Raw genomic sequence first — 21619 nt, forward strand, 5'->3', positions numbered from 1 at the left:
TTTTTAAATTTACTCGGTGGAGGCTGGAAGCCTCTGAATCTTTTAAGCATCGTCGGGAGGGACAACATGTTTGAGTTAGAAGAAAATATCAATATCGGTGCAAATATTAAAGTAGTTGGCGTTGGTGGCGGCGGTAGTAACGCAGTTTCCACAATGATCGCTTCTGAAATGAGCGGCGTAGAATTTATCGTGGCCAACACAGATATTCAGGCTTTGAACTCACACAAAGCTTCCAATAAAATTCAATTGGGTCTTGATCTGACTAAAGGTTTGGGCGCTGGCGCAAATCCGGATGTTGGTCGTCGTGCTGCGATCGAGTCTTACAACGAAATCGTGGAAAAATTGGAAGGTTCTGACATGGTATTCGTCACTGCTGGTATGGGCGGTGGTACGGGTACTGGTGGTGCTCCGATCGTGGCGAAAATCGCTCGCGAGTTGGGTGCCCTGACTATCGGTGTGGTAACGAAGCCGTTCCTTTTTGAAGGTAAAAAACGCTCCAAGCATGCAGAGACTGGTCTTCAGGAACTAAAAGACAATGTTGATACATTGATCGTAATTCCCAACCAAAAACTTTTGACGATTGCTGCAGAGAAAACTCCACTTTTGGATACTTTCAAAAAAGCGGATGAAGTTCTTTTGCAAGCAGTTAAAGGTATCTCTGATTTGATCAACATCCGTGGTTTGATCAACCTGGATTTCGCAGATATCCGCACTGTTATGTCTTCCAAAGGTATCGCGATCATGGGTACTGGTTCTGCGAAAGGTGAAAACCGCGCAGTTGAGGCAGCTACAGCGGCGATCTCTTCTCCACTTCTTGAGAATGTTAAAATTGATGGTGCTACAGGTATCATCGTTAACATCACTGGTGGTTCTGAGCTTTCATTGTACGAAGTGAACGAAGCAACTACATTGATCACTGAAGCGGCTCATGAAGATGCAGAAATCATCTTCGGTGCGGTTATCGATGAAACTATGGGTGAAGAAGTTCGCGTGACTGTTATCGCTACTGGTTTCGACTCTCACGATGTGAAACTTGTGAACGATATGGCTCAAGTGAACCAAATGCAAAACTTCCTAAATCAGCAAACTGCTCAATTTGGAATGAACAACATGGGTATGGGCATGCAAATGCCGCAAATGCCAAGCATGAACCACATGCCGCAAATGCCAAACATGCAACAGTTTCAAATGCCGCAAATGCCAGTAATGCCAACTATGCCGGTTATGCCTCAGCAGGCAGCTCCGGTTGAACTTCCGCCTATCGCGGCAGTGCAGTCCCAAGTGATGAACTACACTTACCAGCAGCAAGTGGAAGTTCCGGTCACTTCGGGGTTACCCCAGCAACCCGTCACTGAGACTGTAACAGTTCCGCCGGTTGCTCAAGTTACTCCGCAAGTTGCTCAACAAGCAGCTCAATCTGTGGCAGCACAAGTGCCTCCACAAGTTCAGCCGCAAATGATGCAGCAAGTTCCGGTTCAGCAACCGGTTCAACCAACTCCAGTCGAAATGGCGACACCAATCCAACCACAAGTTGAAGGTGTTTCCCCTCGTGATTTGTTGTTGGCTAAGGCTCGTGCTTTCAAAGAAAGCCAGGACCTTAAGAACCGTCATGCAAACCCAGAGCAATTGTCCATGAACGTGGACCATGAACAACAATCTTTGGAAGAAGCTCGTCGTATGGCACGTGAAGTGTTGAGTTCTCCATTCTCCTCTCAAAACCTGGAAGTACCTGCTTTTATCCGCAAGAAACAAGGTTTTGATTTGAAACAAGACTAAGTGGAAGCCTGGTTTATATCCGACATTCACTTAAAATCCGCAGAAGAGCGCAACGGGCAAATCCTGTTGCGCTTTTTGCGTTCTTTGCTGAAGGAGAATCCTTCGCAAGTTCACCTTTTTATGTTGGGTGATATTTTCGATCTTTGGATCGGCAGTTCTGAGTTCTTTGCCAGAAAGTTCCAGCCTTTGATGGATGCTTTGAAAGACCTGAGAAATGCGGGTGCTCGTATCACGTACATCGAGGGTAATCACGATGTGCACGTTGAGGGTTACTTTACCAAAAAACTGGGCGTCGAGGTTTTTGTCGAAGCACAGTACTATCAGATAGATGGCCTTAATGTGCGTGTGGAGCACGGTGATCTGATCAATCTTAACGACATCAAGTATCTTAAATACCGTTCGATCATTCGAAATCCCTGGGTCAAACCACTGAAGGATTTTTTTCCGGGAAGCTTTTGGAATTACATTGGCAATCGCGCCAGCAAGAAAAGTCGTGAGCGCAGTGGCAACTATCGCGAGCGTAATGAACAAGAGCTTGTGTCCATGATTCGCGGACATGTCGCACGCGCCTATGATGAAGCGCCCTTTGATGTGATTATTTCCGGTCATATGCATGTCTTTGATGATTCCGTGGTGCAAACTCATGGACGCGAAGTACGTTCTGTAAATCTGGGGTCCTGGTTTGAAGACCAAGTAAAAGTGTTTCGCATCAAAGATGGAAATTGCAGTTGGGTGACGATTTCCTAGGCCCTGTGATTGACCAGACTCCGGTTCACTTTTAAAGTTTCCTCTAATGGAGGAATTCCCAATGCGTTTGCTATTGTTTGCGATCCTTTCTTTGTCCCTGGTGGCATGTTCCACGAATCGTAATAAAGCCGAAAAAATTGATACTGAAATCGAGCATTCCGCGCCGGTTGGTGGCGGCGCCATCGGAGTGAAAGATGGAGATATGGTGTATCAGCGCAAAGTGCAGATGAATGAGCAGCTGCGTACTTTGGAAAACGAAGTATATGATCTTGAAGCCCGCGTATTCGGAGGTCCCCGTTATCTGGACAACCGTGGATTGTACGGAGTCCTTCGTGATTGCCGAATTCAAATGGGTGATTCAGATAATAAAGGCGATGGGAAAATTCGCTGGACTGAACAGCGTACCTACGTGACATCCGAAGAGGATTTCTCCAAAATTGGTATCGAAAATAAAAAGGACATTGTCGGTGTTACCGAAGAAGGTCTTCGTGATCGTCTGGATCGTTTCAAAGGTTACAAAGCAACTTTGATCAGTCGCCATGATGAATACGAAACAAAAGTAAAAATGTGTGAGCTGGAGCTGAAACAGCAAAAGGCCAAAGAAAAAGTTGAAGGACATTAAAGAATGAATTTTGGAAAAGCTGGATCGGTCTTGGGGATTCTTGTTATCGCGGCTTGTGCTCACAAGCCCATGGACCGAGTGGAAGGGTTGACCTATGTGGGTTTGGCAGATGGAAACACTTCCTTTGTCAGAACCATTGCTCCGCAAAATGGGAAATGCCCTGAGGTAAAAATCAGTAAAGGTGCTGCAGAGGAAACCACTTTGCAGATGACGGCGAATAAGTTTGAATCCGCGACGGTGTGCGAGGCGACCTTGCCCGAAGGGACTGCTTCAGTTTCCGTCGCCGGAAAACAGATTCAAATCCCTAAAGCACCCAAGCGCATTGTGGTATTTGGGGATACGGGTTGCCGTTTGAAGGGTGATTACTTCCAGGAATGCAACGACCCAAATCAATGGCCATTCAAAAGAATTGCGAAAGCTATTGAACTGGAAAAAGCCGATTTGATTGTTCACGTGGGTGACTATCACTATCGTGAATCCTGCAAAGATCCAGTGAAGTGTGCTCCCTACAAAGATACATTGGGTTATGGATATCGTCCTTGGGAGGCGGATTTCCTGCATCCGGCGGCACCACTTTTACAGACAACACCGTTCTTGTTTGTGCGTGGAAATCACGAAGATTGTCAGCGCGCCCATGAAGGTTTCAGTCGTTTGTTGACTCCGCTTGGAGAGAACTCATGCCCGAAATTTCAAGACACTCGTTACACGAATTTCGGAAACATTCTGGTGGTAAATTTTGATAATGCCACTTTGTCTGATCAGGGATTGGATCCCAAAGGTACGGAGATGAACCAATGGCGTGAACACTATCGTAAGATGGTGGCGCAAATCAAATCCCGCCCTGAATCTGAAGTGTGGATTGTTTTGCACAGACCAATTTGGGGGCTTTCTCCGAACTGGAATGGTCCTGCAGCGGTTTTACCGGTGAATCTGAACATGCAGCTTTTGGTAAAAGAAATGCCATTGCCGAAAAAAGTTAAGTTTGTTTTCGCGGGTCACATTCACAACACACAAGTTTCCTCGGGGAAACGACCGGTTCATGTGGTGGTGGGTGAAGGCGGTACAGCTTTGGACTACTATGATGAGGCGACTCGCAAATTGATTCCCGCTGGCTTCACAGTGCTGCCTTCCACTCATGGTTACATGGTGTTGGAACAAAACTCTGATGGCAAATGGGTCGGCGTGGTTAAAGACGATCAAGGCAAAGCAAGTTTCAAATGTTCCTTGGAGCAAGCAAATGCTCCGTGCGCGGTTCCTTAAGGCTATTCAGTTGCGCAGACAAAGGTCGTGACTGACCATTGTCTGCGTGAGATCCTGCTTTTCTATGAAGCATCTTGAAGAAGAAACACTGTCATCCAAGCAAGTATTCAAAGGTCGATTTCTTAAAGTCGAGCAGGACGAAGTTCGTGCGCCAGACGGCAAGATCTATCACCGCGAATACATCACACATCCGGGTGCTGCGATGATGATTCCTATTTTACCCAACGGCAACCTGATCATGATTCACCAGTATCGTCATGCCGTAAAACGGGTGATGCTGGAGTTTCCTGCGGGCAAACGGGACGGTGGCGAGGACAGTCTGCTGACGGCAAAGCGCGAATTGCTTGAAGAGACAGGATACTCGGCAAAAGAGTGGAAGTTTTTGACCCCGATTCACCCGGTGATTGGGTATTCCGATGAGCAGATCGATCTCTATTTGGCAAAAGATCTTAGCAAGACCGAGCAACAACTGGATCATGGTGAATTCCTTGAGGTAGTTGAGATTGCTCCTCAAGAACTTATGTCTCTTGTTCAACAGGGTAAAGTAACCGATGTGAAAACCCAGATCGGTGCCTTTTGGCTTGATAAAATTCTCCGCGGGGAGTGGAATTAAGAGGGAGGATCCCCTCATGTTGGTACAATCAAAAGACAGTTTCAAAACAAAAGAAAAACTTAAAGTCGGTGCGAAAGAATATACGATCTTCAATCCCAAGAAGACAGCGCATCCGAATTTCAAAAAACTTCCAAACTCTTTAAAAGTGCTTCTGGAAAATCTTCTGCGTCACGAGGACGGCGTGCATGTCACGAAGGAAGATATCGATGCGCTTCTAAGTTTAAGCAAAGAATCCCTGACCCGGGAAATTTCATTCTTTCCAGCGCGTGTTCTGATGCAGGACTTTACCGGTGTTCCGGCCGTGGTGGATTTGGCAGCGATGCGGGATGCGATGAAGGCGCTGGGTGGTGATCCGACCAAGATCAATCCATTGGTGCCAGTGGATCTGGTTATCGATCACTCGGTGATGGTGGATTCCTTTGCAACTCCTTCAAGTTTTCAGGAAAACGTAAATATGGAATTTCAGCGCAATCACGAGCGCTATGTTTTCTTGAAATGGGGTCAAGGCGCATTTCAAAATTTCAGAGTGGTGCCGCCAGGTACCGGCATTTGCCATCAAGTGAATCTGGAATATCTGGGTAAAACAATCTGGGATGCCAAAGGTCAGCACGGCGAATACGCGTTTCCTGATACATTGGTCGGAACGGACTCTCATACCACCATGGTGAATGGACTTGCAGCCCTGGGGTGGGGTGTTGGTGGTATCGAAGCTGAAGCGGTGATGTTGGGGCAGCCTTTAAGTATGTTGATCCCTGAAGTGATTGGCTTCCGCCTGGAAGGCAAAATCAAAGAAGGCGCCACAGCGACAGATCTGGTTTTGACCGTCACACAAATGCTGCGCAAAAAAGGCGTGGTGGGAAAATTCGTCGAGTTCTATGGACCGGGATTGGAAGGTTTGTCATTGGCAGACCGAGCAACTATCGCCAATATGGCTCCGGAATATGGTGCAACCTGCGGCTTCTTCCCCATCGACGAAGAAACGATGAAGTATCTTAGAATTTCCGGTCGTGATCCGCAAACGATCGCGCTGGTTGAAGCTTACGCAAAAGAAACTGGCATGTGGCGCACGTCTGATGACGAGCACTTTGCCTTTCATGACACATTGAAATTGAATTTGGCAGACGTTGTTCCGTCATTGGCAGGTCCTAAGCGTCCCCAGGACCGTGTCCTGTTGGACAAGGCAGCTGGTGATTTTACCACACAGTTGGGAACGACTTTTGCGGTTGGCGCAGATCACACAACGAAAGAAAAATTCAACACACCTGTGGACGGGGCATCTTACTCCCTGGGGCATGGAGATGTGGTGATTGCAGCCATCACAAGCTGCACCAATACTTCCAACCCGTCGGTTATGATGGGAGCTGGATTAGTTGCCAAAAAGGCCTTTGAAAAAGGTCTTAAGGTGAAGCCCTGGGTGAAAACATCCCTGGCGCCGGGATCTCAGGTGGTAACAGACTATCTTGAGAACTCGGGACTGCAAAAGTATCTGGATAAAATGGGATTCAATCTTGTGGGGTACGGATGCACAACTTGTATCGGTAACTCCGGACCGCTTCCTGAGCCCATCGCGCACGCGGTGGAAAAAGGAAATCTTGTCGTGGCCTCGGTGCTATCGGGGAATCGCAATTTCGAAGGACGTATCAATCCCCATGTGAAGGCGAACTACCTTGCTTCACCGATGTTGGTTGTTGCCTACGCGTTGGCTGGAACGATGCAATTGGATATCACTCAGGATCCATTGGGTGAGGATGCCAGCGGCAAGCCGGTTTACCTGGATGACATCTGGCCGACCAATCAGGAAATCTATGACATCGTCAATAAAACGGTTGAAACCAAAATGTTCGACAACCGTTATGGCAATGTGTTTGCGGGAACGACGGATTGGCAAAAAATCAAAACAACCACTTCACAAACGTATTCCTGGGATGAAAGTACTTATATTAAAAATCCTCCGTACTTTAAAGGAATGCAAAAATCATCAGGTAAACTGTCAGATGTAAAAGGGGCCCGAGTTCTTGCGATTCTGGGAGACTCCATCACGACGGATCATATATCACCTGCAGGAAGTATTAAAAAAGATTCTCCAGCTGGTAAATATTTGATGAGCAAAGGTGTTCAACCGGTTGATTTCAACTCCTACGGTTCACGCCGCGGGAATGACGATGTGATGGTGCGCGGAACATTTGCCAACATTCGCATTAAGAATGAAATGTTGAATGGTGTCGAGGGTGGCATGACCAAGTACATTCCGACTGGCGAGCAAATGTCGATCTTTGATGCTTCGATGAAATACCAGGCGGAAAAAACTCCCCTGGTGGTCGTGGCCGGCAAGGAGTATGGAACGGGTTCTTCCCGTGACTGGGCAGCCAAGGGAACCACTCTTTTGGGGATTCACGCAGTGATCGCTGAAAGCTTTGAGCGTATTCACAGATCAAACCTTGTGGGTATGGGTGTTCTGCCTTTGCAATTCCATGCGGGCATGGATCGCAAGACGCTGAATTTGGATGGCACTGAGGTGTTGGACGTTGTGGGTGTAGAGACCATGAAGCCGCTGCAGGATGTGACCGTTCGTATCACTCGGGCAAATGGCAAGACTGAAGAGATCAAAGTGAAGTCTCGGGTCGATACAGCCGTTGAAATTGAATACCTGAAAAACGGGGGGATCCTGCAATACGTCCTTCGAAAATTGATGTAGGTTTGCAGTAAATGTAAAAGTTATGGACAGGGGGATCCGAAAAATCCCCCTGTCTTTTTTTTCGATTTGTGGGCATCGGGTTTATCGGGGACAATGAGTAAAGATAGCGGAGTTACACCTTGAAAGCACTCTTGAAACTCATCACATTGATTCTTCCAGTGATCGCCAGTGCGAAGCTGCCACTGCATGAGTTGGATAGCTTAAAACAAATCGTCATTGTGTCTCGCGTGGCCATCAACGAACCGGCAAATCCCGAAGTGGTCGCCTGCAAAATCAAAACCGAGGGGCTGGATCTGAAACTTCAGCAAGCCAAAGACAACGCAAAGAAAAGCTGGAAGAAACAGATTGTTCGTAAAGGCGATTTACCACTATTGACCAAAGCAATTCAAAACTGCGCAGAGCGGGTTACATGCGAAGTGTACGACAGCTTCATTACATCTGTACGAATTGAGCCGGCCATCGAAAAACAAGTGGAACCACTGAAGATAGTGTTGGATCAGAATCTCCAACAGTTGAAGCCGGAATCCTATAAGGCAGTATTTAAGACGGTCAGAAACCCTTGCTCATTGTTGAAAGCAATCTCAAAATAGTCCCACAGGTCCAGTATAAACAGGATATAGTTTCTTGAGTGGTGAATTTGAGATATACTCAGGTCATGCCTCCACGCAACCGTCCCAGTGAAATCGAAAAATGGATGATGATATCAGCTTTCTTGATCAGCTGTTACTGCGGTTTCATGTTTTTTTGGAGTGTCATTGATGCTTTGGATTCCACCGCACTTATGTACGCGTTGGGCGTCCTGGTTTCTTCCTATATCGGCGTTAAGATTGCCGGTCCTCGCAGACCCAGCGTAGACTAGAATTATGAAAAGTAATTTCCAGATTTTCGCACGTGACCTTATTTGGACGCTGGTTCTGATTGCATTCAATCCGTTTAATCTGATTGCGCTTTACAGCCGCTATACCGGAAAAGTTTTTGTAGGAATGGAACATGCCACAAGCACAGATCCAGTAAAGGCATATCTTTTGCCCACTCTGGTCTATGCTGTGATTTGGTTGATTTTGAAAAAGTGGCGCCGCTGGAGTTACTGGAATCTGTATTTCTTTTCATTCCTGGGCGCGATTGCTGTCTTTTATATCTGGTTCAAGTTCGCGTAAAAGAACTGGCACCTTTTCTTACTGCATGGTTGCCAGCATGTTCGCCAGTTGGGTCATGCTGGCCGCGGTTTGATTCTTAAGTCCTATGCAAGTTCCCTGAACATATTTATTGCCATGATATAGCTGAATGTTCGCGCGTGGGCAGCTGTTGATATTAGCGCCTTTTAGCGAAGCGATTTGACGGCTTTGAGTTGTCAGGAAGTTATAGTTCGGATCCGAAAGGCTGCCGATAGTCGGGGAGCCGCCTTTACTATAGGCATAAAACTTTCCACGGGTATCCTGCCATACAGTGAAGTAGTTCTTTTGATTTCCATAAACAACGACAACACGGAATCCGTTAAAGCTGCCAGCCTTTTTGGGGGCGGCTTTGGGATTTGCAGCACGACGTTGCATGCTTTGTTTTTGCGGAGCAGACCACGCCAGTACCGGAACAATCAGAAGAAGTGCGATAAAGTATTTCATTATTCAACTCCTCCCTTAGAGTTAGCAGGGGCGCTCATGATGTCGCTTGCTGCCGGTGCTGCTTTAGGGGCGCCAAGTGCTTTGGCCATCGCATCCGGATTTCCAGCATCACAATAAAGATAGCTGCTGGAATCGTAGCAATTCATTTTCTTTCTTAGTGCTGGATTGGCGGTGACGATTCCGTTTACTCGTGAACTGAAGTCAGGATCATCAGTGAAACCATCATCAGGCCGTCCAAAAGAACATTCTTCGCGATAGGCATTGGCGATTCCCTGGCGCCATTGTGAAGCGGACAGCTTGCTGTATTTTTGAGAGACATATTCCGTAACCACTTCCGTCGTTAACCAGTCTGAAAAAGCACGGGTGACCTGATCATTTGCGCAGAATCCTGCTTCCTTGAAGGAGGACCCGTGATTGTGTTTGGCGCTGACTGACTTTCCGGAGCGCAGACATGAAATCATTCCCTTAAACGGATAGGCTTCCTCAGCCTGGGCAATGGATTTTTCCTTGGGGCGACGGATAATGCTGTCGATGCCGCAGGGATTGATCGAAGCCGAAAGTTCGTCGGCAATCATTTTCGCGGCAACGAAATCGGACATTCCCGGTTTGGCTTTGCACAGATAGAAGGTGTTGTCAGAGTGAGTAAAGAAAGAGTTTGGCCAAAGTGATTCATCCAGACTTGCGGAAAGCTGTTCACACTCTGTCGAAAACTTCATGCCGTTCAATTTTGCCAGGATGGCACTTCGGGCAGATTCATCAATCGGCATTGCCGCCACTTTTTTGATGAAAGCTTTTTGAACTGCAGGAAAGGTTTCAGTTTTTAGTTTATCGTTGAAAGCAGCCTTGCTGTCTTTAACGTTACCGACAGTGGTGCCATCGCTCGCACCAATTGAAGAGCATGTGTATGCCGCCATGTCGGAGCAAGAGCTGTCTTTTTGAGCATGAGCGTGCACGGATAGAATCAGGCTTAAAAATAAAAACGTCTTATTCATAACTTTAAGTTTAAAAGTGAATGAAAAATTCGTCTATTGCAGGGCCGTAGATTATCCCAATTCCAGACCAGGAAATTAATGCCCGTACTGGACCACACAGATGTGGCCCTGTGGAACAGGTGCATTAAGGAAGATTTGATAGGAATGCATTCTCCAAACGTCCAGAATTCTGGCGAGCAGACTGGCAGACGCGCTCAAAGAATTTTTCGATTTTCTCGTAGCGTTTTCCTTTAAAGAAAAACTGTGGATCTTTGGACTTTATTTCAGAGAGCAAAGGACTTGCCGTGAACAGTATCTGAGCGGATTTAGCCCAGTCCAGACAGGAACCGCGACTGACTGATTCGCGGAAATCAGAACTGAAGGACTTTGCGGCGTCGCTGGAAAACTTGGTCCGGACTCGTTTGCTGAAATCAGCTTCAGTGTCGCCACTGAATGCGATGGCATTTAACTGAGCATCACTGAGTAAATCTCCATCCAGTTTTTTACCCTTGCTGGCTTTAACCAGTTGCAGACGTTGAAGAGCACGACTGGTGCAGTTTTCCGCGCTGCCGGTTTCATTGATCATCACTTTGACGATCGTCGGAAGACACAGTTCTTGAGCTTGTTCGATAAAACGGCTGTCCAGCTTGTTGGCGTTCTTTTTGGCTTTGGCCAAAGCGCCATTGTACAGAATGTTATTTGCGACTCTTCTGGTTTCAGTTCGTGATTTTGAAGCCAGACATGCGGTCGGCGACAGGTATTCTTTGCCGTCGAAGACCTGGTTTTTTAAAAACTCATACTTTTCAGATTGCTCGGACTTTAGTTTCGCAGCACCAAAACGGTAGGCAACGACGGATTCAGCAAAATCCTCGTGGGGATTGGTTTTTCCGTACAGGGAAACAGCTTTCGAAGGGTCCACCAGGGAATAGTTCATTCCTGATTTACCTTTGGAGTTACGTTGGACCCAGCCGGCCACTTTCAGCCATTCAGCTGATTCATCCAGATTGTTCTTTCGCGCGACCACGTGACCCAGTTCATGAAGCAAGGTTTGCTGACGTTCCGCCAGGCTTAGTTTATTCCAGAAGTCGTAGATTTCCATCGTGGAGTTGGCGACGCTTTCCCCTTCGGGCGTTTTCATGCTGGCACCGCGGGTTGCGTGAATCAACTTGCGATTGTAATCAAGGGGATAAAGCTCAATCGGATAGTCGGAAAGGGCAGCCAAAATATCATCCAACTCATCACTGCGCCATGCTGAGGCATTTACAGTGCGCAGGTGAGACCCGTTGAATCCGAAGTGCTTTAACATGTATAGAAGTTGAATGCCGACGCGAGGGCCATAAATGGACTGAGCACTGCAAATCACTTTGTCGCAGTGGGATTTCAAGGACAAGGGGCTGGCCTTGATCATGGTGACATCATAGCTGTGCAAATCCCGGAAAAGCTGCAACAGTTGCGGGTCCTCGTTCGTGAACGCGATGCCAAACAACGTTTCTGATTTTTTTGTCAGACTGGAAGACTGCAGATCCAACAGCATTTCTGCGTCAGAAGGTGACCTTGTGTTCTTGCAGGGAGCATTTGCTACATGTTGAGGTAAAACGGACCACCATTCCAGATTGGCGGCGAATAAACTGCCGGGATTGAAGTGAGCGGAAGTGACTTCGCAAATAGGAGCACTGACTTCCGCGACTTCATCTGTTGCGAAACCCATGCTGCAAAAAACTATAGTGCTTAAAAATAAAGTCCACTTCGCCATTCAAAAACTTATCGGATTTCGCCCAAGTTTCTAAATGAAAACGAAGTGGATTGAGCCTGACTCAAAGTGAGACGTCAGGGGCGCGCTTCGTAGGGACCTGAGTTGGAACGACGAACGTGGCGCATGGCCACTGCGTGATTATAGGCATTTAAGAAGGTCGATCGCGCAAATCGTTCAATCGATGTTACTGTGGAGTTTTGCTTGTCCCGATTGTAGGTACCAGCCAGCAATCCATTACTGGCTGCATGGTCCAGCTCGATGAGTTCCTCTGCCATGGTTTGAGACATGCCAGCTCCGACCATGTAGTTGCGAAGTTCTGTATCGGGAACCGCGGCATACTCAAGTGTGGGCTTGCCGATGGATTGTCCCAGAACACGGGCGATTTCCCGATAAGTCAAAGTTCTTTCACCAAGAAGGTATTCGACATTGTGGGAGGTGAAATTCGGATGAGCCAGCAGGAAAGCCGCCCGGGCCGCAATGTCTTTGGTTGCGACAAAGTCCACGGGGGCATCTTCATGGATAATTCCAAAGACTCGGTCCATGGCAATTATCGTGGGAATTTCCTGTATCAAATTCTCCATAAAAAATGTCGATCGCAAATGAACAATGTTCAATCCAAGGATTTTATTCAGTCGATCCTCTTGATCACGCAAAGCCAGAACGGGGCCTGTGCCACTGCCGAGATCTGCTCCGACACTGCTTAAGTTGACGACGTGCTTAACACCCGCTTCCTCGATGGCTTCGGCAATGACTTCACCCACTTTGTTTGCGTGAAAGCGGGGCTCGGCGGCTCTGATATCCGGGGGAATCATGACGAATGCAGCGGAGCAGTCTTTCAAGGCACGCATCATCGTGTCGACGCTGTTGGCATCGCCGGTGACGAACTCAGCCCCTTCAAATTGTTCGGGATTGGAAAAGTGGCGGGCCAGAAGACGGACTTCATGCCCTTGAGAAAGAAGTTCCATCGCAATCTTTGAACCCACATGCCCGGTCGCACCCATAACCAGAATCATAGCCAGCCTCCTTGAATACTTAAATTCTAGAAGGAGGCGGCGGGCTTGTGCACATTAAGACATGTGTTTGTTCACAGGTACGGACTTACCTTTATCTGGCTTCGACCAAAAGCTGCTCAGCATGAGCCAGGGACGTCTTGGAGATTTTCTCGCCGCTGATAAGGCGGGCGATCTCCTGAACGCGGTCCTTTTGCTTTAGTTCGGAAACCAGCATGGCAACGGATTCTTTTTGCGGAGATTTTTGGATAAAGAAGTGTGTGTCACCAAACGCTGCGACCTGAGGCAAGTGAGTCACGCAGATAACCTGCTGACCTTTTGCAATGGTCTTAAGTTTGCGTCCCACTTTCTCGGCTGTTTCACCTGACACTCCTGTATCGACCTCGTCGAAAAGATAGGTGCGAGGTTGATTGCTGGAGCCCACAACGCGCTTCAAAGACAATAGAATACGGCTCAACTCACCACCAGAGGCGAATTTTGCCAATGGACGTTTAACATCCTTTACGGAGGTTTGGCTTAGGAACTCAACATCGCTGGTTCCGGTGGAGCTTAATTCATTCAGCTTTTCGATTTGGACATGGAAAGTGACACCTTTCATGTTCAGATCCAAGAGTTCCGCATTCACACTCTCTGTCAACAGATCGGCGCCTTTAAGACGACGTTTGTGCAGATCTTGTCCCAGAGCTTCCAGTTCTTTCAACAATACGGCCGCTTCCTTGCGAAGGGTTTCAATTTTCGCATCGGAATTCTGCAGGTTGGAGATTTCGATTTCCATCTCCATCAAAGCTTTCAAAATATCGTTTACAGAGGCGCCGTATTTCTTTTGTAATTTGCGCAGATCACTCAGGCGACCTTCAACTTCCTCAAGGCGTTGCGGGTCAGCGTCGATCTTATTTGCGTAATTGCGAAGCTCAAAAACACTTTCATCAATCAAAGCCTGAGCCTGCTCCAGTAATTCCAATTTTGCGCCGATTTGCGGGTCAACGTTGGAAAGTTCCTGACCTTTTTTAAGCACCATTTTCAAGCGGCTGATCGCGGAGTCATCGTCTGTGTACAGAGCGGACTCTGCCTGATCGACAAAAGAGCCAATGCGATTGGCATTCTTAAGTTTTTTAACTTCAGTCTCAAGCTCGATGTCCTCGCCAGGGGATAAATCCAGGTTGGCGATTTCATCACGTTGATAAATCAGGAAGTCCAGACGTTGGGCTTTTTGTTTCGCATCACTTTCAAGCTTTTTGATTTCTTCAAAGATACCAAAGTAGCGATTGTATTTTTCAGTGAAAAGCAGGCGCTTGTCCCAGGTGCCTGCATACTGGTCCAACAGATCCAGGTGATAGGCTTTGGACATCAGGTTGCGATTTTCATGCTGACCTGTCATTTCGATCAACGGTGCGGAATGACCTGCCAGCTCCACCAAGGGGGCCACGATATCACGCAAGCTGTTCAGAGTGGACAGGCTGCCGTTCAGATAGACTTTTGATTTGTCACCAGTGCTGAGCACGCGACGAACAATCAGAACGTCTTCGTCAGCATCAATACCCATGTCTTTAAGGTTGGTCATGATGTCGGTGCGCTTGCTGATATCAAAGGAGCCTTCAATAGTGGCTTGAGTGGATCCGGTGCGAATGGTGTCGCTGGAACCCTTGCCACCCATTAGCAATGACAAGCTTTTCAGTAGAACGGATTTACCAGCACCAGTTTCACCAGACAGAATATTAAGTCCATCTTTGAAAGTGATGTGCAGGTTTTCGATAATCGCAAAATTTGTAACTTTAAGCTCTAGCAACATAACTAAGTCCGGTCTCCGAATTTAAGTTTTTCACGAAGCAAATGGAAGTAATTGTGATCCGGATGTCTGACCATCCAATGATCGTAAGGGGAGCGAGTCAGCACGACTTCGTCGTCGGCATTGATCTCGGCCACCTTTTGCCCATCCACGATGAAATGGGCTTTGTGAGTTTTGCCGTCCAGTTGAAACGACAGTTTGTTTTTGTCAGGAACAATCAGCGGACGGGAGGTCAAGCTGTGAGGCGCGACAGGTGTCACCACCAGCACTTGCGCTTCCGGATGCAGGATCGGTCCACCCGCAGCCAAATTGTAGGCTGTGGAGCCCGACGGACTTGCCACGATGAAGCCATCGGCTTTCACTTCACTGACCAGGTGTTTGTCTGAATAAATTGCCGTATGAATCAACTGCGACATCGAACCTCTTTCGATGACGACGTCATTCAGCGCGTGGAATTCAGCTTTGGCTTTTCCTTTGCACAGAATTTTTGCGTGAATCATGGTGCGCGGGCGAAGCTCCATCTGACCGTTCAAAGTGTCTTCGATGACTTCCATGGTGGAGTCAGCACTGTGTGCAGTCAGGAATCCCAGCGAGCCCATATTGAAGCCCAGGATTGGAACATCACGGCCCTCAAGAACTCGAACGGCGCGCAGATATGTTCCGTCGCCGCCCAATACGATAACCAGCGATAAAGAATCGAGTTGTTTTTTAGTGGAAGCCAGTTTGGTGCCAGTCACCAGTTTTTGCCCTGGTGCCGTGAAGACCTGATGGCCCTGTTTTTTTAAAAACTCAGCCACCTTCTTTGCCAAAGCAACAGCACGGTCGGTCTCCAGACGGTAAACCAATGCGATATTGCTTTTGCCTGGGATCACCAATTTACTTTTCGGACTCATCGCGGTTTTCTTCATTAAATCAATCCATCACGTCTTAGCAAAGCATTTGGATCTGGTTCACGGCCACGGAATTTTTTGTAAAGTTCCATTGGATGTTCCGTGCCACCTTTGCTCAGGACAAACTCTTTGAACTTGCGAGCGACTTCAGGCGAGAACAAACCTTCTTCTTTGAAGTATTCAAATGCGTCTGCATCCAAAACTTCCGCCCATTTGTAAGAGTAATATCCTGCAGAGTAACCGCCTGCAAAGATGTGGCTGAAGCTGCAAGAGCTATTAGTGCCAGCGACCTTCGGGAACAAACGAGTTTCGGCCGTTGCCTGCTCTTCGAAAGCATCCACGTCCTTGATCAAGGAAGGGTCCGCCGTGTGCCAAGCCATGTCCATCATGCCGAATTGCAATTGACGGCAGGATGCATAACCCGCCTGGAATTTTTGCGAAGCTTTCAATTTATTGATCAGCTCTACTGGCATTGGCTCGTTGGTTTCATAGTGACGGGCAAAAAGGTCCAAGCCTTCTTTTTCACCGGCCCAGTTTTCCATGATTTGTGAAGGAAGCTCTACGAAATCCCAATAAACGCTGGTGCCGCTTAAAGTTTGGTAAGTCACATCAGAAAGCATTCCGTGCAAAGCATGACCGAACTCATGGAACAAAGTGCGAACTTCATCGTAAGTCAAAAGTGAAGGTTTTGTCGGAGTTGGTTTTGTGAAGTTGCACACGATACTGACGTGCGGGCGTTTCAGATCTTTACCAAACAAACCTTGAGCACGGAATTGAGTCATCCATGCGCCGCCTTTTTTCGTTTCACGCGGGAAGAAGTCTGTATAGAACAAGCCCATGTATTTGCCAGTTTCGTCGGAAATCTCGTAAGCTTTCACTTCCGGATGGTAAACCGGGATGTCCTTGTTTTCTTTGAACGTCAAACCGTAAAGCTGTTTCGCGTGTTTGAAGACACCTTCCACAACGTTTTCCAATTGGAAGTACGGGCGCAGGTCCTCTTCATTGAAAGCGTATTTTTCCTCTTTCAATTTTTCAGAGTAATAACCAAAGTCCCAAGGTTTCAATTCAGGAATTGCATCCAGCTGTCCGGCAAAAGCAGCAACTTCAGAAACGTCACGCTGGCCGGCTGCTTTGGAGGCATCCAAAAGTTTGTGCAGGAAAGTGCCCACTGTTTTTGGGTCTTTTGCCATGCGCTCCGCCAAGACGAAGTCCGCGTGAGTTTTGAAACCCAAAAGGTTCGCACGTTTCGCACGCAGGGTTACGATCTTTTTCACGATCTCCTGATTGTCAAACTCGCCACCAAAAGCACGGGACGTGAAGGCTTTGGACATTTTTTCGCGCAACGCACGGTTGTTCGCGTAAGTCATGAACGGAAGGTAAGAAGGAATTTGCAGATTGAACAACCAGCCTTTTTTACCTTTGGCTGCTGCGGCAGCTGCAGCGCCCTCAAGGATGCCTTCAGGAATTCCAGCAACATCTTTGTGATCTTCCAAAACCATTTCAAAAGCATTGGTCGCTTTCAAAACGTTCTCGGAATATTTCGGACCAAGGACAGACATCTCCTGGTCAATCTGACGAAGAGTTTCTTTGTCAGCGCCCGAAAGCAAAGCACCATTGCGAGTGAAGCCCAGGTATGTTTTTTCAAGCAGGCGAAGTTGTTCTGCAGTCAACTTCATTGAAGTGCGATTGTCGTAAACGCTTTTCACACGTTTGAAAATCTCCTCATCCAAAGAGATGTCGGATTCCATCGCTGTCAATTTTGGATAGATATCCTTGGCAAGTGCCTGGAAAGCTTCGTCAGAGTGTGCGGATTCAAGATTTCCATAAACACCGGCAACCACACCCGCAAGTTCTGTCGCTTGCTCCAACGCGAAGATCGTATTTTCGAAATCCGGAGTCGCTGTGTTTGCTTTGATTTTTTCAATATTGGCTTTTGCGGTTTTTACGGCTTCATCCAAAGCTGGCAGATAATGCTCAACTTTGATTTTATCAAACGGAACCGCTTGATCTTTGGCTGTAAAGGGCATCAAAAAAGGATTGTTGGAACTCATAGAAGTACTCCAGTTTAAGAGCTAATAAATCGCCTCTGGTTATCCCTTGAGAATAGCGCAAAATAAAGGAAAAAAGCCTCTGGTTGCCGGTATGTTTTTTAATTAAAATTTGGTGCTTTTTGGTGATACTTGGGGACGCATTTGCTGCGCCTCAATATGAAAGGGCTCTTAGAGGTAGTTCCCGCTAAGAGCCCATGAATAATGCGGCATATAACCCGGTAAAAACCGGTGAGGAGGCCGCGCTCCTCTTATTTAAACTTATTTAAAGATTAAAAACCAAAGCCGAAACCGATACCGAAACCAATGCCGGCACCGACTCCACCGTACGGGTAACCGTAACCCGTGTTGTAACCATAGCCGTAACCAGGTTGTTGGTAGCCATAGTTATAGTTTTGGCCTGTAGTACAAACGCCCAAGCCAGAACCAACCAAGACTTCTTGGCATGTTTGGCCGGTACCGCAAGAGTTTGCCTGATTCATCAAACAGCTCGTTGCGATTTTACCAGAACAGTTAGCACCGTTGCCGCTTGGAATATTTGAAACCTGCTGGAAGTTATAGCCGGATTGAGGGGCATAGAATCCATAAGGCATTGCTGCGTAGTTGTTGTACTGGAACTGATAGAAGATATTCCAGTTAAAGCCATTTTGAACACGATAACAGCCCATACCCATCACAGAGTTGTATGCTGGTGCAAAGCCCATCGGGCAACCGCACACTCCATATGATTGGAAGTAGTTAAGATAGTTGTTATTCACGCCGCCGTTTGGAAACGTATAAGGCATCCAACCGCCATATTGACTGTAGACACCGTTGTTGCACAGAGTGCTGGAAGTGATACAGCGAGTGTCGCCTTGGATTGGAGTGGTCGCAACGCCGTTGTCGCCGCCGCCACCGCCGCTATCGCCGCAGGCTACTACCATTAATGTCATCAATGCTACGAAGAGCCTTTTCATAGGTACTCCTTGAAAAATTAAAACTTCAACAACGCCTTGTAATTCAAGAGGTGTGCCCTGGGTGTCTCATCTTGAAACCCCTGTAATTTCGATTTGGATGGCAGAATTTGCAGTGAACGTGCCGCTTTTGGGCACCTTGCGCCGCAAAATAGTAGGCAGGGACCCTTTTGAGTGGCAGCATTAAAGGATAGCTACTTCGACAAATCGGAGTGTATGTCCATCTATCGAAAGGAGTCGATAATGAAATACATGGGATGTTTGCTTTGTCTTCTATTGGCGCTTCCAGTGAGCGCGGCAATTCCATCAAAAAAAGTGCAACAGGGTCCGAAGATTCTTTCAGGAAAAGGCGAGCTATTTGGCGGTTTGGCCGGCTCTGGCTTCACGCTGTTGGATGTTCGCAGAACTGCGGATAAAAATAAAAAAGTCGAACGCGTGGTGTTTGATGTGGGCGACAAAAATGGTGCAAAGATGAAGGGCTGGCCGGGATATTTCCATGCAGAGCTTAAAAACAATCCGCAAAGATTGATCATTTCTTTCGCACAAATGCCGACGTCGTTGGTGAATGAAGTGGCTTTGAATTTCCGTTTGAAAAATTCTTTCGCTGTTAAGAAAACTGCGATGAGCATGGATCCGATGGACAGCTCTTTGAATCTGACGATGGATTTGAAACAAAACACGAAAGTGCGCGTTTATCAGGTCGCGGGTAAAAAGAATACCTCCAAAGTCGTTGTAGACTTAATGGCGGAGTAGGTCTTTTTAGTGAATCGCTCGGTGAAGTCTGCAGTTCTTTTTTCTATCGTGACACTTATGGCGGCCTCTGCGGAGGCGCGGGTGTTCGATATCAATCGTGATTCAATGGCTCCGTATTTTATTCTTTCCGGTGGATCCTCAGTCCTCGGTACGAATGCTTATGCCAATGAAGCAACGGGAACTACGGTTTCCGGCGAATCCATATTAACCTATGGCGGGGAGTTTGGATTTTTACTTTCACGACCGCTTGTGAATCTGGCGTTTGGAATTGGAATCATCAAGCCTGCATTGGTGGAGGGCTTTTCCGGTAGCAACACGGGTGGCACTCAGATGTTTACTGGTAACAGCGAAGTCCTGGGTTTTGCTCCCAGAATTACCCTGGAAGTAAATCTGCATGGTGACCAGGTGTCGCGTTCTTTTATTGCAGTGGGTATTGGGTACGCTGATGTGAAATTGCAAAACTCGTACACGATGACAGCAGCAGGGGATGCGGCTTATCCAGGTGTAGCAACAACGATTGAATCCAAAGGTGCTGCCACTGAGTTGATGGCAGGGCTGGGGTACGAGGGCGTTTTGTCGGATTCCACCACCTACGTATTTCAGTTTGGTTATCGGCAGCTGCGAATTGATCAACTCAAATATTCGAAAGACTACACGACCTTCAACGGCCCGGTGAGTGCCGGCGGCACAGTGATGAATGGTGCGTCAAATCGCGAGTTGAATCTCTCCGGCGGTTTCCTATCTCTTGGATTTCGCTTCTATTTATAGAGTTCTTTTTACATTGCAAACTAATAAGACCCTTGTGCTTTGGCATCAATTATCGCCTGTGCTATAGCCAACTCCCTAAATAGAAACGGAGTTACAGCTATGTTCATGAAATGGATTTTCTCTTTCTTGTCTCTAGGTCTTGTACTTGCTTCGCAACAGGCTTCCGCATTTATCGTCGCAACGGAGCCGGCTCGATTGAATCCCAACGTTGCCACGGATATTTACGTCGCTGGTTTTGGTGGTGATCAAGGCAATCAATTTACTCACTCCGCGGTTCTGGGTGCGCGTATTTCGCGCGATCGTTTTCCTGAAAGACAGCGCGTGATTATTGCTGCTGTTAATAACAGTGCCTCTTATGAGGGGAGTCTGTTGACCAGAGGCGGTTTAAGCCTTCGTCGTGCAGACAAGGATGGTTTGACGGGAGAGCGTTTAGTCGCGACCTTAAGCAGTCTTGGAGTTCGTGCAAGCTCTTTGCAGTTCTACGGACACGCCAACACTTACAATGGCTTCCGTTTGCAAACAAAGTACAAACGCCTGGATCATGATGATGAATCCTTTGCGCAATTGGGACGTTTCATCAGAACAGATGGTTTTGCGGTGATTCATTCCTGTAATTCTGCCTGGTTCCTGGCGCCGGCGGCTGCGAAACTTTGGAATCGCCCGGTATTTGGTTCCTTCGCGGGATCCAATTTTCAAAATCTGAAAAGCGATGGCAACTGGTACTACAATGATCCAGGGTTTTATCCGGCGAACTTAAGCTGGAAAAGCAGCACTTCACAGCTGACGAAAAATACTTTGAGCTGCGAGGATGGACGTTGCGTGCGTTTGAAGCCGGTTAACATTCCTTACCATGATTCTTTCGGCAGATTCAGCCGTGGTTTGGGCTTCTATAAAGTCTTTGCGCCGGATGCGACGCAGATTCCACGCGCGTTGGTTCATCTGACGATGCTTTACCCAACGAACACGGCGGCGACTCCTACTTCGTCTCGCACAGAGTTCGGCAAGGCCCTGGCGGATTGGATGTGTCCTTCTGATAGAACTCAGGCAAAATTCAAAGCCTGCCAAGCTGCGATCTTGAATGAAGAGTTCAGATCCAAGCCCCATATGAGTTTCTTTGAGGGAACTTCCATTGCTTGTAATAACGTCAGCTGCAATACGCGGGTGAAGTGTAAATCCATGAAGGTGATCTTCTCGGTTCCATGCAAAACCTATGACGTGGCTTCGGGGCGTTCGACTGTGTTCAGTGATACGTTGAAGCAGGCGTTCCAAGGGTTTGATCAGATGCAAAGTGGGGCTGTTAAGTTTTAAGGCGAGGTTACTTTAGGTTAGATGAAATAAATTCATCTGGATCTGGA

Annotated in this window: 20 protein-coding genes; 12 read left to right on the forward strand and 8 right to left on the reverse strand. The window is 47.4% G+C overall.

Annotation, left to right across the window (positions count from 1 at the left end):
* The first annotated feature begins 66 nt into the window (after positions 1-66).
* From ftsZ to AAAA73_RS13120, 9 genes are all read left to right on the forward strand, one after another.
* Positions 67-1776 carry a cell division protein FtsZ gene (ftsZ, locus tag AAAA73_RS13080; protein ID WP_340598862.1) on the forward strand — a complete coding sequence of 570 codons (1710 nt, stop codon included), beginning with the start codon at positions 67-69 and terminating at the stop codon, positions 1774-1776.
* Positions 1777-2523, forward strand: coding sequence for a UDP-2,3-diacylglucosamine diphosphatase (locus AAAA73_RS13085; RefSeq protein ID WP_340598864.1), 747 nt, complete (start codon positions 1777-1779; stop codon positions 2521-2523).
* Positions 2524-2584: 61 nt separating this feature from the next.
* Positions 2585-3145 carry a hypothetical protein gene (locus AAAA73_RS13090; protein ID WP_340598866.1) on the forward strand — a complete coding sequence of 187 codons (561 nt, stop codon included), beginning with the start codon at positions 2585-2587 and terminating at the stop codon, positions 3143-3145.
* 3 nt (positions 3146-3148) lie between these two features.
* A complete protein-coding gene (locus tag AAAA73_RS13095) occupies positions 3149-4405 on the forward strand; it encodes a metallophosphoesterase (RefSeq protein WP_340598869.1) in 1257 nt (418 codons plus the stop codon).
* Positions 4406-4469: 64 nt separating this feature from the next.
* Positions 4470-5018: an NUDIX hydrolase gene (locus tag AAAA73_RS13100; RefSeq protein WP_340598871.1), complete on the forward strand. Its 549-nt coding sequence runs from the start codon at positions 4470-4472 to the stop codon at positions 5016-5018.
* A 16-nt stretch (positions 5019-5034) separates the two neighbouring features.
* Positions 5035-7713, forward strand: a complete 2679-nt coding sequence (gene acnA / locus AAAA73_RS13105; RefSeq protein ID WP_340598873.1) for an aconitate hydratase AcnA — start codon at positions 5035-5037, stop codon at positions 7711-7713.
* 119 nt (positions 7714-7832) lie between these two features.
* Positions 7833-8303: a hypothetical protein gene (locus tag AAAA73_RS13110; RefSeq protein ID WP_340598875.1), complete on the forward strand. Its 471-nt coding sequence runs from the start codon at positions 7833-7835 to the stop codon at positions 8301-8303.
* A 38-nt stretch (positions 8304-8341) separates the two neighbouring features.
* Positions 8342-8572, forward strand: a complete 231-nt coding sequence (locus tag AAAA73_RS13115; RefSeq protein ID WP_340598877.1) for a hypothetical protein — start codon at positions 8342-8344, stop codon at positions 8570-8572.
* Positions 8573-8576: 4 nt separating this feature from the next.
* Positions 8577-8870 (forward strand): hypothetical protein, encoded by a 294-nt coding sequence (locus tag AAAA73_RS13120; RefSeq protein ID WP_340598879.1) that lies wholly within the window; start codon positions 8577-8579, stop codon positions 8868-8870.
* A gap of 18 nt (positions 8871-8888) precedes the next feature.
* Here AAAA73_RS13120 and AAAA73_RS13125 read toward each other — a convergent pair whose 3' ends face one another.
* The 8 genes from AAAA73_RS13125 to AAAA73_RS13160 form a co-directional block, all read right to left on the reverse strand.
* On the reverse strand, positions 8889-9332 hold the full coding sequence (locus tag AAAA73_RS13125) for a hypothetical protein (RefSeq protein WP_340598880.1): 444 nt from the start codon (positions 9330-9332) through the stop codon (positions 8889-8891).
* On the reverse strand, positions 9332-10324 hold the full coding sequence (locus AAAA73_RS13130) for a hypothetical protein (RefSeq protein ID WP_340598882.1): 993 nt from the start codon (positions 10322-10324) through the stop codon (positions 9332-9334). The genes AAAA73_RS13125 and AAAA73_RS13130 overlap by 1 nt, the downstream gene beginning before the upstream one ends.
* A 124-nt stretch (positions 10325-10448) precedes the next feature.
* Positions 10449-12011: a hypothetical protein gene (locus tag AAAA73_RS13135; RefSeq protein ID WP_340598884.1), complete on the reverse strand. Its 1563-nt coding sequence runs from the start codon at positions 12009-12011 to the stop codon at positions 10449-10451.
* 119 nt (positions 12012-12130) lie between these two features.
* Complete coding sequence (locus AAAA73_RS13140) at positions 12131-13069, reverse strand: NmrA family NAD(P)-binding protein (RefSeq protein ID WP_340598885.1); 939 nt, start codon at positions 13067-13069, stop codon at positions 12131-12133.
* A gap of 91 nt (positions 13070-13160) precedes the next feature.
* Positions 13161-14855, reverse strand: a complete 1695-nt coding sequence (gene recN / locus AAAA73_RS13145) for a DNA repair protein RecN (protein WP_340598887.1) — start codon at positions 14853-14855, stop codon at positions 13161-13163.
* Positions 14856-14857: 2 nt separating this feature from the next.
* Positions 14858-15760, reverse strand: coding sequence for an NAD(+)/NADH kinase (locus tag AAAA73_RS13150; RefSeq protein ID WP_340598889.1), 903 nt, complete (start codon positions 15758-15760; stop codon positions 14858-14860).
* Positions 15760-17793: a M3 family metallopeptidase gene (locus AAAA73_RS13155; RefSeq protein WP_340598891.1), complete on the reverse strand. Its 2034-nt coding sequence runs from the start codon at positions 17791-17793 to the stop codon at positions 15760-15762. Before AAAA73_RS13155 ends, AAAA73_RS13150 begins: the two co-directional genes overlap by 1 nt.
* A gap of 269 nt (positions 17794-18062) precedes the next feature.
* Positions 18063-18746, reverse strand: a complete 684-nt coding sequence (locus AAAA73_RS13160; RefSeq protein ID WP_340598893.1) for a hypothetical protein — start codon at positions 18744-18746, stop codon at positions 18063-18065.
* Between the two features lie 240 nt (positions 18747-18986).
* On the opposite strand from AAAA73_RS13160, the gene AAAA73_RS13165 reads away from it, so the two are divergent.
* The 3 genes from AAAA73_RS13165 (at position 18987) to AAAA73_RS13175 (ending at position 21572) form a co-directional block, all read left to right on the forward strand.
* Positions 18987-19496, forward strand: a complete 510-nt coding sequence (locus AAAA73_RS13165; protein WP_340598895.1) for a hypothetical protein — start codon at positions 18987-18989, stop codon at positions 19494-19496.
* A 9-nt stretch (positions 19497-19505) separates the two neighbouring features.
* Complete coding sequence (locus AAAA73_RS13170; RefSeq protein ID WP_340598897.1) at positions 19506-20264, forward strand: hypothetical protein; 759 nt, start codon at positions 19506-19508, stop codon at positions 20262-20264.
* A gap of 99 nt (positions 20265-20363) precedes the next feature.
* A complete protein-coding gene (locus AAAA73_RS13175; RefSeq protein WP_340598899.1) occupies positions 20364-21572 on the forward strand; it encodes a hypothetical protein in 1209 nt (402 codons plus the stop codon).
* The last annotated feature ends 47 nt before the right edge of the window (positions 21573-21619 follow it).

Origin of the sequence: Bdellovibrio sp. GT3 (assembly GCF_037996765.1) — a bacterium.
Classification (GTDB): domain Bacteria; phylum Bdellovibrionota; class Bdellovibrionia; order Bdellovibrionales; family Bdellovibrionaceae; genus Bdellovibrio.

Excerpts from the sequence above, each read along its gene's own strand:
- ftsZ (WP_340598862.1), top strand. The coding sequence starts at position 67 with ATGTTTGAGTTAGAAGAAAATATCAATATCGGTGCAAATATTAAAGTA.
- AAAA73_RS13090 (WP_340598866.1), top strand. The coding sequence starts at position 2,585 with ATGCGTTTGCTATTGTTTGCGATCCTTTCTTTGTCCCTGGTGGCATGT.
- AAAA73_RS13095 (WP_340598869.1), top strand. The coding sequence starts at position 3,149 with ATGAATTTTGGAAAAGCTGGATCGGTCTTGGGGATTCTTGTTATCGCG.
- AAAA73_RS13100 (WP_340598871.1), top strand. The coding sequence starts at position 4,470 with ATGAAGCATCTTGAAGAAGAAACACTGTCATCCAAGCAAGTATTCAAA.
- acnA (WP_340598873.1), top strand. The coding sequence starts at position 5,035 with ATGTTGGTACAATCAAAAGACAGTTTCAAAACAAAAGAAAAACTTAAA.
- AAAA73_RS13120 (WP_340598879.1), top strand. The coding sequence starts at position 8,577 with ATGAAAAGTAATTTCCAGATTTTCGCACGTGACCTTATTTGGACGCTG.
- AAAA73_RS13125 (WP_340598880.1), bottom strand. The coding sequence starts at position 9,332 with ATGAAATACTTTATCGCACTTCTTCTGATTGTTCCGGTACTGGCGTGG.
- AAAA73_RS13130 (WP_340598882.1), bottom strand. The coding sequence starts at position 10,324 with ATGAATAAGACGTTTTTATTTTTAAGCCTGATTCTATCCGTGCACGCT.
- AAAA73_RS13135 (WP_340598884.1), bottom strand. The coding sequence starts at position 12,011 with ATGGGTTTCGCAACAGATGAAGTCGCGGAAGTCAGTGCTCCTATTTGC.
- AAAA73_RS13140 (WP_340598885.1), bottom strand. The coding sequence starts at position 13,069 with ATGATTCTGGTTATGGGTGCGACCGGGCATGTGGGTTCAAAGATTGCG.
- recN (WP_340598887.1), bottom strand. The coding sequence starts at position 14,855 with ATGTTGCTAGAGCTTAAAGTTACAAATTTTGCGATTATCGAAAACCTG.
- AAAA73_RS13150 (WP_340598889.1), bottom strand. The coding sequence starts at position 15,760 with ATGAAGAAAACCGCGATGAGTCCGAAAAGTAAATTGGTGATCCCAGGC.
- AAAA73_RS13155 (WP_340598891.1), bottom strand. The coding sequence starts at position 17,793 with ATGAGTTCCAACAATCCTTTTTTGATGCCCTTTACAGCCAAAGATCAA.
- AAAA73_RS13160 (WP_340598893.1), bottom strand. The coding sequence starts at position 18,746 with ATGAAAAGGCTCTTCGTAGCATTGATGACATTAATGGTAGTAGCCTGC.
- AAAA73_RS13165 (WP_340598895.1), top strand. The coding sequence starts at position 18,987 with ATGAAATACATGGGATGTTTGCTTTGTCTTCTATTGGCGCTTCCAGTG.
- AAAA73_RS13175 (WP_340598899.1), top strand. The coding sequence starts at position 20,364 with ATGTTCATGAAATGGATTTTCTCTTTCTTGTCTCTAGGTCTTGTACTT.